Here is a 12550-nt window from a genome sequence, read left to right as displayed (position 1 = left end):
TCACCCACGGGCTCGCGCAGGCGAGCTCGTCAGCAAACGCAGAACGCGGGTGACAGGGCGCGAAGAGCAAAGCGTCCCGCGCAAGGGACTGCGCGGGCCGAGCAGCCATGGATGGCGTTTTTTGCGTCTTTGCGATCGCTCCCTGTCATCCGCGTCATCACAACGTCAGCTATCCCACGGGCTCGCACAGGCGAGCCCGTTTTTTTGCGCAAAACCGCACGAATTCACGCGGCATGAAACGGCAGGGATGTGCCAGAATAGTAAGAGTTATCTTAAGGAATCCTCATGTCTGCTATCGAAGTTATTCTCGTCGACCATCTCGATCGTCCCACCGGTAAAATGGAAAAGCTGGAAGTGCATGAGAAGGGGCTGCTGCACCGCGCGGTCACGGTCTACGTATTTAATTCGTCCGGCGAACTGCTGCTGCAGCGCCGCGCCAGCGGCAAATACCACTGCGGCGGGCTGTGGAGCAACACCACCTGCGGGCACCCCTGTCCGGCGGAGCCGACGCAGCAGGCGGCGGAACGTCGTTTATACGAGGAGATGGGGCTGGAGCTGTCGCTGACGCCGGTCTTCGAGCTGAGCTACAACCTGCCGCTCAGCAACGGCCTGATCGAGCATGAGTATGGTCATGTCTACTTCGCCGTCAGCGATGACCAGCCCACGCCCAACCCGCAAGAAGCGGATGACTGGCGCTATCTCTCGGTAAGCGACATCCAGCGCGCGATGCTTGAGGAGCCGCAGCAGTTCACGCCCTGGTTTCTCTACACCTTTCCGCGCATCCCCGCCTATTTAAATGCGCTGAGTATGCCGGCGTAAAGAGAATGACCGCCCGTTCGGGCGGCCATTTCGTTAACGCGCGGCAAAATCCTCCGCGTCCACATCGTAGCCCGACGGCTCCCAGCGGATCGCCAGCAGCGCCAGCAGACCCGCCAGCGGCGCCAGGAAAATCACCCAGAAAACCCCGGTGCCCAGCGCGGCGACCAGCACCGGAAACAGAAACAGCGAAACGGTCGAGCTGCCGCGCATCAGCGTCTGGTTAAAACCGACGCCGACGCCGCGCAGCGAAGTCGGATAGCTGAGCGACGCGAAGGTCATGGTATGCGAACCGGGACCAAAGCCCTGACCAAACAGAAACAGCGCCAGCATCGCGATGGCGATGCCCGCTTCCTGACCGCCTTCGGGACGCCCAATCAGCGCCAGCCCCAGCAGCGCCACGCACTGACAGGCGTAGCCTGCTACCGACATCTTCCACGCGCCCAGACGCGGCACCAGCCGCACCGCCAGCACGCCGCCGACAAAGGCGAACAGCAAATTGAGCGCCAGCGACACCAGAATCGTGGTCAGCATCGACTGGGCGAAAAAGCTGGTGATGATCACCGGCAGGCCAAAGGCCACCGCGTTATAGGCGAAGGAAGAGGCGACTGAGGTGATGGTCGCCAACAGCGTGCGGCGCAGATAGACGCCGCGCAGCAGCGCGCCGTAGTTGCGCCAGCTGGCACGGCGTGCAGGCTGGACAGGCGCTGTGGACGCATCCTCGGCCACCTGCGCGTTGATATTCCAGCCGCTGCGCAAAATGGCGGCCGCGCCTTTCAGATCGCCCTGATTGGCCGCCCAGACCGGCGACTCGCTCATATAGCGACTGCGTATCGCGATAATAATCAGCGCCGGCACCGCGCCGAAGCCGAGGATCAGGCGCCACAGCCAGCCGGTGTGGCTCTCCGGCAGCACTGCATAGAGCAGCAGCACCAGCAGATAGGAGATGCTGATCGCCGCATACCAGGTGGGACACCACATCGCCACGCTGGCGGCCTTGTTGCCCTTGCCGCGCAGGCGGGAAAACTCGGCGAGAAACGCCATTGCCACCGGCAAATCAATGCCGACCCCCAGCCCCATCACAAAACGCGCGCCGCCCAGCACATACTCATTGGGCGCGAAGGCGCAGGCGAGCGCTGCCACCACGAAAAAGAACATATCCGCCATAAAAACGCGATAGCGGCCGATCTTATCGGTGAGGTAGCCGCCGATCAGCGCGCCGACAATGGCGCCAAAGGTAATGGCGGAGGCGACCATGCCGGTGCCGGTCGGAGTGAGGTTGAACTCGCGCGCCACATCCTTGATGCCGAACGCCAGCGCACCGAGATCGTAAGCATCGAGAAACACGCCGCCCAGCGCGATCGCCACCACAATGCGCGCGTTATTGCGCGCGCCGTCGCCGCTGTTTATCAGGCGCGACACGTCCGCCGCGCTGCGGATCCACTGCGTTTCCCCTTCGCGCCGGTTCCCTGTTAACGCCACGTGGGCGGAAGATGAAGTGAAGTCGGTCATAATGTTGTCTGTGATTATTGTGAGTGAATGGACAGCTTACCGTCCAGACGTCTGGACGTAAATTCTTTTCAGTTATAACCGAGCCGATAACAGTATGAGAAAGTTGAGGCGCGACACTTCACGCTTCAGGCAATGTGTTACGCGATGCCTGACGAAACGACTATTCTCTATAAGCACCTCACAAATAACCGAATTAAAGGAACACCTCATGGCAAGGTCTGGTTTTCTGGCATTGACGGCAGCCGCGCTGCTGCTGGCGACAGGCGCGGCGCAGGCCGCCGATCCCGTGCGCGTGGGTTCGAAAATCGATACGGAAGGTTCGCTGCTGGGCAACGTGATCCTGCAGGTGCTGGAAAAGCACGGCGTGAAAACAGTGAACAAAATCCAGCTCGGCACCACCCAGGTGGTGCGCGGCGCCATCACCGCCGGCGAACTGGACATCTATCCCGAATATACCGGCAACGGCGCTTTCTTCTTCAACGACGAAAAAGACGCCGCCTGGAAAAATGCGCGTCAGGGCTATGAGAAAGTGAAAAAGCTCGACGCCGACAAAAATCAGCTGGTGTGGCTGACGCCTGCGCCAGCGAACAACACCTGGACCATCGCGGTGCGCCAGGATGTCGCCCAGCAGAACAAGCTCAGTTCGCTTGACGATCTCAGCAGCTACCTGAAAAAAGGCGGCACCTTCAAGCTGGCGGCCTCGGCGGAATTTATCGAGCGCGGCGACGCTCTGCCAGCCTTTGAAAAAGCCTATGGCTTTAAGCTGACGCAGAGCCAGCTGCTCTCGCTGGCGGGCGGCGATACGGCGGTAACCATCAAGGCGGCGGCGCAGCAGACCTCCGGCGTCAATGCGGCGATGGCCTACGGCACCGACGGCCCGGTGGCGGCGCTGGGCCTGCAAACCCTGAGCGATCCCAAAGGCGTGCAGCCGATCTATGCGCCGACGCCGGTGATCCGCGCCGCGGTGCTGAAAGCCTATCCCGACATCGAAAGCTGGCTGAAGCCGGTCTTCAGCAAGCTGGATGAGAAAACCCTGCAGCAGCTTAATGCGAAGATTGCTGTCGAAGGCCAGGACGCCAGCAGCGTGGCGAGCGAATGGCTGCAGCAGCAGAAGCTGCTGTAAACCATGGCGCTATCGCGGGATGCGATGCTGGCGGCGCGGCGTCAGCCGGTCGCGCTGCTGCTGTTGCTGTTGCTAAGTCTGGCGTTCTACTGGCTGCCGTTTCTCAGCTACGCGCCAAACCGGCTGGTTTCCGGCCAGCCGCTGATGCTCGGCCAGGTCAGCGACGCCGGCTGGCTGGCGCTGCCGCTGGCGGCGCTCTGGCTGCTGCTGTGGGCGCGCCCGACGCGTGCGGCGCTGGCGCTGATGCTGCTCGCCTGCGACGCGCTGCTGACCGGCATGGTCTGGCTGAGCGGGCACGAGGCGGCGCGGCTGGCGGCGCAGGGCAGCGCGCTGGCGCGCACCAGCTTCGGCGGCGGCCTGTGGCTGGCGTGCGGCGTCACGCTGCTGCTGGGCGCGGAGCTGGCGCGCACGCTGACGCGCAATAATCTCTGGCGACTGCTGCTCAATCTGCAGATCTGGCTGCTGCCGCTGCTGATGCTGTTCAGCGGCGAGCTGAACGCGCTGTCGCTGCTGAAGGAGTACGCCAACCGCCACGCGGTGTTCGACGCGGCGCTGGCGCGCCATCTGACGCTGCTCAGCGGCACGCTGCTGCCTGCGCTGCTCATCGGCCTGCCGCTCGGCATCTTGCTGCACCGGCGTCCGGCGTGGCAGAGCGGCGTTTTCAGCGTGCTGAACGTTATTCAGACCGTGCCGTCGGTGGCGCTGTTCGGCCTGCTGATCGCGCCGCTGGCCGGGCTGGCGAGCGCTTTTCCCTGGCTGAAAAGCTGGGGCGTCAGCGGCATCGGCATGGCGCCGGCGCTGATCGCGCTGACGCTCTATGCGCTGCTGCCGCTGGTGCGCAGCGTGGTGGCCGGGCTGCAGCAGGTGCCGCGCGACGTGCGCGAAAGCGCGCGCGGCATGGGCATGGGCCAGCTGCAGCGCTTTTTCGCCGTCGACGTGCCGCTGGCGCTGCCGGTCTGGCTCGCTGGGCTGCGCGTGGTGGTGGTGCAGACGCTCGGCATGGCGGTGATCGCTGCGCTGATCGGCGCAGGCGGCTTCGGCGCCATAATTTTTCAGGGACTCCTCAGCAGCGCGCTCGATTTGGTGCTGCTGGGGGTGATCCCGGTGATTGCGCTGGCGGTGGTGATTGACGCGCTGTTCCGCCTGCTGATTTCCCTGCTGGAGAGAACCCATGATTCACTTTAACGGCGTCAGTAAGCACTTCGCTGGCAAAGCGGCGGTGAAGGATTTGTCGCTGCAGATCGGCGAGGGCGAGTTTAGCGTGCTGCTTGGCACCTCGGGCTCCGGCAAATCGACCACGCTGAAGATGATCAATCGCCTGGTGGAGTTCGACGAGGGCGAGATCCTGTTCGCGGGGGAGTCGATCCGACGCCTTGACGCGCGCGATTTGCGCCGGCGCATGGGCTACGCCATTCAGTCCATCGGTCTGTTTCCCCACTGGACGGTGGAAAAAAATATCGCCACCGTGCCTGAACTGCTCGGCTGGCCCAAAGCCCGCATCCGCGCGCGAGTTGAGGAGCTGCTGGCGCTGCTTAGTCTGGATGCGCATCTGGCGCGGCGTCTGCCGCATCAGCTCTCCGGCGGCCAGCAGCAGCGCGTCGGCGTGGCGCGGGCGCTGGCGGCGGATCCTGAAGTGCTGCTGATGGATGAACCCTTCGGCGCGCTCGATCCGGTCACGCGCGGCGCGCTGCAGCAGGAGATGCTGCGCATTCACCGCCTCTCGGGCCGCACCATCGTGCTGGTTACGCATGACATCGACGAGGCGCTGACGCTGGCGGATAACATCGTGCTGATGGATCAGGGGGAAATTGTGCAGCAGGGCAAGCCCGCCGCGCTGCTGACGCAGCCGAAAAACGACTTTGTGCAGGACTTCTTCGGCAGAAGCGAGCTGGGCGTGCGTCTGCTGTCGCTGGGACAGGTCGGCAACGCGGCGCGGCGCGGCGAGTGGCTGGAAGGCGAGCCGCTGGCGGCCGCGCAGTCGCTGCGCGAAGCGCTGTCGCAGTTTATCGCCCGGCGCGCCGATAAGCTGCCGGTGGTGGATGAACGCCAGCAGCCGCTGGGCGTGCTCTACTTCAGCGATCTGCTGACGCTGCGCGAGGGTCAATGATGCGCTGGCTGAAGGATCCGCTGCTGTGGCTGATTATCCTGTTTGTGGCGCTGCTGCTCGGCCTGCCCTACAGCGGACCGCTTTTCGCCTGGTGGTTCCCCGAGCAGGCGCGTCCGCTCTACCAACAGGAGAGCTTTCTCCAGCTGGCGCTGGCGCATCTTTTTCTGGTGGTGACCGCCAGCGCGCTGGCGCTGCTGGTCGGCGTCGGCGGCGGGGTGCTGGTTACCCGGCGCGCGGGACGGCGCTTTCGGCCGCTGGTAGAAACCATCGTGGCGGCCGGACAGACCGTTCCGCCGGTCGCAGTGCTGGCGATCGCCGTGCCGGTGATGGGGTTCGGCGCCTGGCCGGCGGTGGTGGCGCTGCTGCTTTACGGCCTGCTGCCGATTTTACAGGGCACGCTGGCCGGACTCGATAGCGTGCCCGCCAGCAGTCGGGAAATCGCCGACGGCGTCGGCATGAGCGCATGGCAGCGTTTGTGGCAGGTAGAGCTGGCGCTGGCTGCGCCGGTGATACTGGCGGGCGTGCGCACCTCGGTGATCGTTAACATCGGCACGGCGGCCATTGCCTCGACCGTGGGCGCGGAGAGTCTCGGTTCGCCGGTAATCATCGGCCTGAGCGGCTTTAACACCGCCTATGTGATTCAGGGCGCGCTGCTGGTGGCGCTGCTGGCGATTGTCAGCGATCGCCTGTTTGAGCGCCTGCAGCGCTGGCTTAGCGTGAGTGGAGAATAAGGGTGTAGCCGACCAGCATCAGCCCGCCGGTGCCGCCGACGGCCATAATGAAAAACAGCGTTGCGAAGAAGATTTTTTGCCAGTTCATGCGGAAACCTGAGTAGAGCCCGAAAGCCGGGGATAATAACGCGGGCAGGGCGAGGCGAAAAGGGCCCTGCGTGCGTTTTACTGAAAGCGCGTCTCGTGGGCGCGAATGGTATATCCCTGCTCTTGCCAGTGCGTCAGCTGTTCCTGCTGGCGACGCGTAAGCTTTTTGCCGGTCCAGACAAAAATAGTCTGACCGGGAAAAAGCTCGGGGCGCGGCAGGTCAAGCGGCTCCGCCAGCACGTCAAGCCGCCAGCCCTCCTGCGAGAGCCGCCAGGCTTCCAGCCAGATGCGGGTGCGGTCTTCTACCGCCCAGCCGAGGATCAGCGCGTCTTTACCCGCTTTTTTACGACTGGCGGCCAGACAGAAGGCGACGTAATCTATCAGCGCGCCGTCCAGCAGGCTGCTCATCACGCGTGCGGTATTCTGATCCAGACCGAGTTTCTGCCGAACCGGCATAATGACGTGATCGATAAGCGGATCAACTGGATTTTCACGCCCCAGCGCGGCGATTTTTGCGCGCAGCTTCGACGGTTTGACGTGACGCAGCACGCTCATCAGCTCTTCCTGGAGGTTCACCCAGCCGTCGTGCACGTTCACGCTTTCGCCTTCGAGCAGCGCTTTGACTTTGCCCACCGGCACGCCGCTTTCGATCCAGCGTTTAATTTCTTCGATGCGCTGCACATCCTCGTCATCAAACTGACGATGTCCACCCTCCGATCGCTGCGGCTTTAATAAGCCATAACGTCGTTGCCACGCACGCAGCGTGACTGGGTTTATTCCACAGCGTTCGGCGACGTCACCGATACTGTAAAAGGCCATAACTTCCCCAAACTTCCTGACTGCGATCCAATAACCTTAACCAACCCGATCAACTTGTACAAATGTTTTTTAAGTGTACAAGTTGACCGTGGCGCAAGTTTCACGCTTAATCTCATATATGAGATATTTTTTCCAAATATGAGACGAGAATAGTGCTGACTGAAGAGACTGAACAACGCCTTGCGGCTCGCCTGGCAGAACTCCGCGTTCAGCGCGGCTGGTCGCTGGATGAGCTTGCCACAGCGACCGGCATCAGCCGGGCGTCATTGTCGCGTATCGAGCGCGGCGAAACCAGCCCGACGGCTGCCTTATTGAATCGCCTGTGCGTCGCTTATGGTCTTACCATGTCGCGGCTGTTAAGTGAAGTGGAAGAGGCGGTTAATCTGCTGCTGACGCCGGAACAGCAGCCGGTATGGCGCGATGACGCCAGCGGCTTCGTGCGCCGCAACGTCTCGCCGCCAGTCGCCCACTTTCGCGCAGAGCTGGTGGAAGGGCAGCTGCGGCCGGGCGCGCGCATCGATTACGATGCGCCACCTGTTCAGGGGCTGGAGCAGCATATCTGGCTGCAGCAGGGCGGCCTGACCATCACCATGGACGGGCAGAGCTGGACCTTACAGAGCGGCGACTGCCTGCGTTTTCATCTGACCGGCCGCTCGGCGTTCGAGGCGCATCTTACCGACGGCGCGCGCTATGTGCTGGTGGTGTGCAAACCATGACGACGTATGAATGGATTGACGCAGATCGGGCGCGCATCGAGCAGGGCTTTCTCAGCGATTTGCTGCAGGCGTGCGTGGCGGACGGTGCCAGTATCGGCTTTACCGATCCGCAGGACCGCGCGACGATAGCGCGTTTCTGGCAGCAACGCGCAGCCAGCCTCGCCGAGGGGGAGAACGAACTCATCGTTGCGCGCCAGCACGAGCGAGTGGTCGGCACGCTAACCCTGAGCGCCGCCGTGATGCCCAACGGCCGCCATCGCGCGGAGATCAACAAGCTGCTGGTGCATCCCGCCGCCCGCCGTCAGGGCATCGCGCGCCAGCTGATGCAGCTGGCCGAGCAGCGTGCGCAGGCGCTGGGCAAAACGCTGCTGGTGCTGGACACCCGCAGCGGCGACGCCGCCACGCAGCTCTATCTTTCGCTCGGCTGGCAGATCGCCGGCGCGATTCCAGGCTACGCCGAATCGATCGCGGGCGAGCTAGAGGCGACGACGGTGATGTTTAAGCTGCTGAAGCCCCTGCCATGATCCAGGTTATGCGTGAAGATGCGGATCATCCCGACGCTCGCTGGCTGCTGGATCAGCTTTCCGACACCCTGACGCAGTTAACCGGCAGCAGCGGCCGCATCCGTTTTGATGCGGCGGAAATGGCGATGCCGGGACGCTGCTTCGCCGTGGCCCGGAATGCGCAGCGGCAGCCTGTCGGATGCGGCGCCTTTCGCCCGTTGCAGCCCGACGTGGCTGAGCTTAAACGCATGTTCGCCTTGCCCGGAAGCCAGGGCGCTGGCGCGGCGCTGCTGCACTTCCTTGAGCAACAGGCGCGGCTGGAGGGATATCGGGAGCTGTGGCTGGAGACGCGGCGCGTCAATGCGCGCGCGCTGGCTTTTTACGCACGCCACGGCTTTCAGCCCATTGCCGCGTTCGGACCTTATGCCGCGATGCCGCAGGCGCAATGTCTGGGCAAGCGGCTGGATGGTCAGGGCAGCGCATAGCTGACCGGCGTCACCGCCCGACGGTCAATCTGCCGGCTTAGCGCGCGAACGGCGCTCTTCAGCGGGCAGAGGGTTCCTACCGGCGTCACGCGGCACCCCGCCTGCCGCCACTCTTCGCGCAGCAGCGGATGCGCGGCGTCGATCGGCTGCAGACGGCGCAGGTCATCCAGGCTTTGTGCCTGAAAATAGACGCGCAGGAAGCGCTGGCCGCTGGCGTTGTCGCGCCAGCGCTCGAAAACCAGGCTACCGCCGGGCGGGATATTGCCGCGCGCATAGCCGGGCAGCGTCCAGCTAAAGCCCATCAGGGTGCGCACCATCGCGATATTGGTGTCGTGCGCCACCAGCAGCAGCCAGCGCGCATTCGGCGCGGCATTGTGGCTTTCCGCTGCCTCCAGCATGGCGTTGAGCAGAATCGATCCGCGCCTTTGCGCGCTGTAGAGCACGTCGTTGCTGAGGTCGTAGTTCGCCGACAGCAGCGGCAGAATGGCGGTGATCTGCGCGGAGCGGGTGATATGGCCCCAGGCGATCTGGCTGAGCGGCAGGTTTTCGCTCCAGGCGAGGCGCAGCGTCTCCGCCATGCTCGCCATCACGCTCAGGCCGGCGATATAGGCATGGCCGCTTTTGCTCTGGCGGATCTGCCAGGGCTGATCGAACAGCGCGCAGTGGGCGTCGGAGAGACATACCGCCTGCTTCAGCGCCAGGACGGAGGGCTGCAGCGCCCGCTGGCGCGCGGCCAGATCGCCCGCCTTCGCCGCGACCGCCGCCCGCTGCTGCGCGGGATCGGTCGCCGTCGCGGCGAAGGCGTCGGTCTGGAACAGCGGATCGGCTTCATCTGCCACGTGATGCACCGGCACGCCGCAGCCGGGAAAGGCGCCGTCCACCAGCGCTTCGGCGGTGGCGCGGGTGCGCTGCAGCGGGCTGGCGCGCACGTATATATCCCGCGGCTGCGGGCAGCCGGCCGTCAGCAGGCCGAGCTGGCGATAATGTTCGCCCTCCCAGCGCCCTTTATTGACCACCGCCGCGTAGCCGTGGCCAGTCAGCTCGCCGTCGCGCGTGCTCCATACTGGCCAGGGACGCTGAGTGGCGGCCTCAATCTCTTTGCGGTTGCCCGGCGTGGGCGGACGCACGCCGTGGCGGCTCAGCTCCACCACCTGCTCCAGCTGATATGTCGGCGGCTGTGCGGCGGCCTGCGTCGACCAGAGCAGCAGGGCGCAGAGAGCGGCAAAGGCGCGGCGGGGGAAAATCATCTCTTCTTCCTCAGGAGAACGGCGGTGATGCGACACCATAGCGCTGAAGCCCGGCCGCTGGCTACGGCAAGATTTTTCCGCTGCGCAATTCCTCGAGGTGGCGCGAAAAAATGCGGCCCGAAGCTGACGCTGGCGGATTACTGTGTAAAAATACAGGCCATTTTCACCCGGCGGTAAACGACTATGGCCCTGACAGCAGCAATAAAAAGCCAGATAGCGCAGTGGTATAAGGCGCTACAGCCGCAGGTGCCGGACTTTATTCCGCGCGCGCCGCAGCGTCAGATGATCGCCGAAGTGGCGAAGTGCCTGGCGGGCGACGACGCGCGTCATCTGGCGATTGAAGCGCCGACCGGCGTCGGCAAAACTCTCTCTTATCTGATCCCCGGCATCGCGGCGAGCCGCGCCGAAGAGAAGACCCTGATCGTCAGCACCGCCAACGTGGCGCTGCAGGATCAGATCTTTACCAAAGATCTGCCGCTGCTGAAAAAGATCATTCCCGATCTTACCTTTACCGCCGCCTTCGGGCGCGGGCGCTACGTCTGTCCGCGCAATCTGGCGGCGCTGGCGGCCAGCGACGATCAGCAGGGCGATCTGCTGCTCTATCTCGACGACGAAGCGGTAAGCAGCACTCAGGAGGAGCAAACGCAGTGCGGCCGCCTGGAGAAGTCGCTCGGCAGCTACGCGTGGGACGGACTGCGCGATCACAGCGAAGAGAACATCAGCGACAGCCTGTGGCAGCGCCTCTCGACCGACAAGGCGAGCTGCCTCGGTGCGCACTGCCGCTGGTATCGCGAATGCCCCTTTTTCGTCGCCCGCCGTGAAATCGAGCAGGTGGATGTGGTGGTGGCTAACCATGCGCTGGTGATGGCGGCGATGGAGAACGAGTCGGTGCTGCCGCCGCCGAAGCACCTGATGCTGGTGCTGGACGAAGGACACCATCTGCCGGAGGTGGCGCGCGACGCGCTGGAGATGAGCGCCGACATCACGCCCGGCTGGAGCAGCCTGCAGCTCGATCTCTTCGTGCGGCTGGTAGAGGGCATTATGACGCAGATGCGCCCGAAATCGCCGCCGCCGCTCAGCAATCCGGAGCGTCTTAAGGCGCACTGCGAGGAGCTGCGCGAGCTGCTGACGACGCTGAGCCAGGCGCTCAATCCGCTGCTGCCCGCCGACAACCAGCCGGGCGAGTTTCGCTTTGTGCTCGGCGAGCTGCCTGAAGAGCTGCTGGCCCTCTGCGCGCGCCTGTTCAAGCTGAGCGACGCGCTGCGCGGGCTGGCGGAAGGGCTGATCAACGCCCTCAGCGAGCAGACCGGCAGCGTCGATCTGATGCGTTTGCACCGCAATCTGCTGCAGCTTAACCGCCAGTTCGGCTGGTTCGAATCGGTCAGCAAGCTGTGGCGGCTGGCGGCGATGCCGAAAGCGTCGGGCGCGCCGGTGTCGAAGTGGATCACGCGCGAGCTGCGCGACGGCCAGGCGCATCTGCTGTTTCACTGCGCTGGCATTCGCGTCAGCGATCAGCTGGAGAAGCTGCTGTGGCGCAAAATCCCTCATGTGGTAATGACTTCCGCCACGCTGCGCTCGCTCAACAGCTTCGGCCGCCTGCAGGAGATGTCGGGCCTGAGCGAGAAGGCCGGCGACCGATTTGTGGCGCTCGACTCGCCGTTTAATCACGTCGAGCAGGGCAAGCTGGTGATCCCGCAGATGCGCTACGAGCCGCTGCTGGCTAACGAAGCGGAGCATATCGCCGAAATGGCGGCCTTTTTCCGTCAGCAGATGAAAGAGGAGAAGCACAAAGGAGTGCTGGTGCTGTTCGCCAGCGGCCGCGCGATGCAGCAGTTCGTCGCACAATTGCCGGAGCTGCGTCTGACCATGCTGGTGCAGGGCGATCAGCCGCGCTCGCGCCTGGTGGAGCTGCACCGTAAACGGGTGGCGAAGGGCGACACCAGCATTCTGGTGGGTCTGCAGTCGTTCGCCGAAGGGCTGGATTTAAAAGGCGAGCTGCTGAGCCAGGTGCATATTCATAAAATCGCTTTTCCGCCGGTGGACAGTCCGGTAATTTTGACCGAAGGCGAATGGCTCAAGAGCCTGAATCGCTACCCGTTTGAGGTGCAGAGCCTGCCGAGCGCCTCCTTTACGCTGATCCAGCAGGTTGGCCGCCTGATCCGTAGTCATCAGTGCTACGGCGAAATCGTCATCTATGACCGTCGTCTGCTGAGCAAAACTTATGGCAGCCGCCTGCTGGCTGCGCTGCCGGTCTTTCCTATCGAGCAGCCGGAGGCGCCCGCCGCGCTGAAGGTGAAACGCGCGCCCACGCTGGCGGGTAACAAACGGCGCCCCACCCGGCGGCCGGCGGCGAAGCGTTAACCACTGACTAACTTTTGGCCGCCGCCTGGCGCGGCCCCTGACC

Annotated in this window: 12 protein-coding genes; 9 read left to right on the top strand and 3 right to left on the bottom strand. The window is 63.8% G+C overall.

What is annotated here, in order from left to right; all coding sequences use genetic code 11:
- Positions 1-285 precede the first annotated feature (285 nt).
- Entirely contained in the window at positions 286-819 is a 534-nt protein-coding gene (idi, locus tag JS46_RS12310; protein ID WP_033751508.1) for an isopentenyl-diphosphate Delta-isomerase, read from the top strand.
- Between the two features lie 33 nt (positions 820-852).
- Here idi and JS46_RS12305 read toward each other — a convergent pair whose 3' ends face one another.
- Positions 853-2328 (bottom strand): MFS transporter, encoded by a 1476-nt coding sequence (locus JS46_RS12305; protein WP_033751507.1) that lies wholly within the window; start codon positions 2326-2328, stop codon positions 853-855.
- Between the two features lie 208 nt (positions 2329-2536).
- On the opposite strand from JS46_RS12305, the gene JS46_RS12300 reads away from it, so the two are divergent.
- The 4 genes from JS46_RS12300 to JS46_RS12285 are packed head-to-tail and all read left to right on the top strand — an operon-like array spanning position 2537 to position 6289.
- Complete coding sequence (locus JS46_RS12300) at positions 2537-3451, top strand: ABC transporter substrate-binding protein (protein ID WP_033751506.1); 915 nt, start codon at positions 2537-2539, stop codon at positions 3449-3451.
- A gap of 3 nt (positions 3452-3454) precedes the next feature.
- Positions 3455-4636: an ABC transporter permease gene (locus tag JS46_RS12295; protein ID WP_033751504.1), complete on the top strand. Its 1182-nt coding sequence runs from the start codon at positions 3455-3457 to the stop codon at positions 4634-4636.
- Complete coding sequence (locus JS46_RS12290) at positions 4623-5558, top strand: ABC transporter ATP-binding protein (RefSeq protein WP_033751502.1); 936 nt, start codon at positions 4623-4625, stop codon at positions 5556-5558. The genes JS46_RS12295 and JS46_RS12290 overlap by 14 nt, the downstream gene beginning before the upstream one ends.
- Positions 5558-6289, top strand: coding sequence for an ABC transporter permease (locus tag JS46_RS12285; RefSeq protein ID WP_033751500.1), 732 nt, complete (start codon positions 5558-5560; stop codon positions 6287-6289). The genes JS46_RS12290 and JS46_RS12285 overlap by 1 nt, the downstream gene beginning before the upstream one ends.
- 165 nt (positions 6290-6454) lie before the next feature.
- On the opposite strand, the gene JS46_RS12280 is transcribed toward JS46_RS12285, so the two are convergent.
- Positions 6455-7195 (bottom strand): MerR family transcriptional regulator, encoded by a 741-nt coding sequence (locus tag JS46_RS12280; RefSeq protein ID WP_033751498.1) that lies wholly within the window; start codon positions 7193-7195, stop codon positions 6455-6457.
- A 155-nt stretch (positions 7196-7350) separates the two neighbouring features.
- On the opposite strand from JS46_RS12280, the gene JS46_RS12275 reads away from it, so the two are divergent.
- Genes JS46_RS12275 through JS46_RS12265 form a run of 3 tightly spaced genes read left to right on the top strand, consistent with a single transcriptional unit; the run spans position 7351 to position 8899 of the window.
- Entirely contained in the window at positions 7351-7911 is a 561-nt protein-coding gene (locus JS46_RS12275) for a helix-turn-helix domain-containing protein (RefSeq protein WP_033751941.1), read from the top strand.
- Positions 7908-8435: a GNAT family N-acetyltransferase gene (locus tag JS46_RS12270; protein ID WP_033751495.1), complete on the top strand. Its 528-nt coding sequence runs from the start codon at positions 7908-7910 to the stop codon at positions 8433-8435. Before JS46_RS12275 ends, JS46_RS12270 begins: the two co-directional genes overlap by 4 nt.
- Positions 8432-8899: a GNAT family N-acetyltransferase gene (locus JS46_RS12265; protein WP_033751493.1), complete on the top strand. Its 468-nt coding sequence runs from the start codon at positions 8432-8434 to the stop codon at positions 8897-8899. The genes JS46_RS12270 and JS46_RS12265 overlap by 4 nt, the downstream gene beginning before the upstream one ends.
- Here the strand turns inward: JS46_RS12265 and JS46_RS12260 are convergent.
- Positions 8884-10146, bottom strand: coding sequence for a histidine-type phosphatase (locus JS46_RS12260; protein WP_033751490.1), 1263 nt, complete (start codon positions 10144-10146; stop codon positions 8884-8886). The two genes, JS46_RS12265 and JS46_RS12260, sit on opposite strands and share 16 nt — an antisense overlap.
- Before the next feature lie 183 nt (positions 10147-10329).
- Here JS46_RS12260 and dinG point away from each other — a divergent pair, with 183 nt between their 5' ends.
- Complete coding sequence (dinG, locus tag JS46_RS12255; RefSeq protein ID WP_033751487.1) at positions 10330-12507, top strand: ATP-dependent DNA helicase DinG; 2178 nt, start codon at positions 10330-10332, stop codon at positions 12505-12507.
- Positions 12508-12550: the final 43 nt, after the last annotated feature.

The organism is Pantoea sp. NGS-ED-1003 (assembly GCF_000738765.1).
GTDB classification, from domain to species: domain Bacteria; phylum Pseudomonadota; class Gammaproteobacteria; order Enterobacterales; family Enterobacteriaceae; genus Pantoea; species Pantoea septica.
This window is presented reverse-complemented; position numbering and strand designations above follow the sequence as displayed.

Coding starts and splice junctions, on each gene's coding strand:
- JS46_RS12265 (WP_033751493.1), top strand. CDS start 8,432: ATGATCCAGGTTATGCGTGAAGATGCGGATCATCCCGACGCTCGCTGG.
- JS46_RS12290 (WP_033751502.1), top strand. CDS start 4,623: ATGATTCACTTTAACGGCGTCAGTAAGCACTTCGCTGGCAAAGCGGCG.
- dinG (WP_033751487.1), top strand. CDS start 10,330: ATGGCCCTGACAGCAGCAATAAAAAGCCAGATAGCGCAGTGGTATAAG.
- JS46_RS12260 (WP_033751490.1), bottom strand. CDS start 10,146: ATGATTTTCCCCCGCCGCGCCTTTGCCGCTCTCTGCGCCCTGCTGCTC.
- JS46_RS12305 (WP_033751507.1), bottom strand. CDS start 2,328: ATGACCGACTTCACTTCATCTTCCGCCCACGTGGCGTTAACAGGGAAC.
- JS46_RS12270 (WP_033751495.1), top strand. CDS start 7,908: ATGACGACGTATGAATGGATTGACGCAGATCGGGCGCGCATCGAGCAG.
- JS46_RS12295 (WP_033751504.1), top strand. CDS start 3,455: ATGGCGCTATCGCGGGATGCGATGCTGGCGGCGCGGCGTCAGCCGGTC.
- JS46_RS12300 (WP_033751506.1), top strand. CDS start 2,537: ATGGCAAGGTCTGGTTTTCTGGCATTGACGGCAGCCGCGCTGCTGCTG.
- idi (WP_033751508.1), top strand. CDS start 286: ATGTCTGCTATCGAAGTTATTCTCGTCGACCATCTCGATCGTCCCACC.
- JS46_RS12280 (WP_033751498.1), bottom strand. CDS start 7,195: ATGGCCTTTTACAGTATCGGTGACGTCGCCGAACGCTGTGGAATAAAC.
- JS46_RS12285 (WP_033751500.1), top strand. CDS start 5,558: ATGCGCTGGCTGAAGGATCCGCTGCTGTGGCTGATTATCCTGTTTGTG.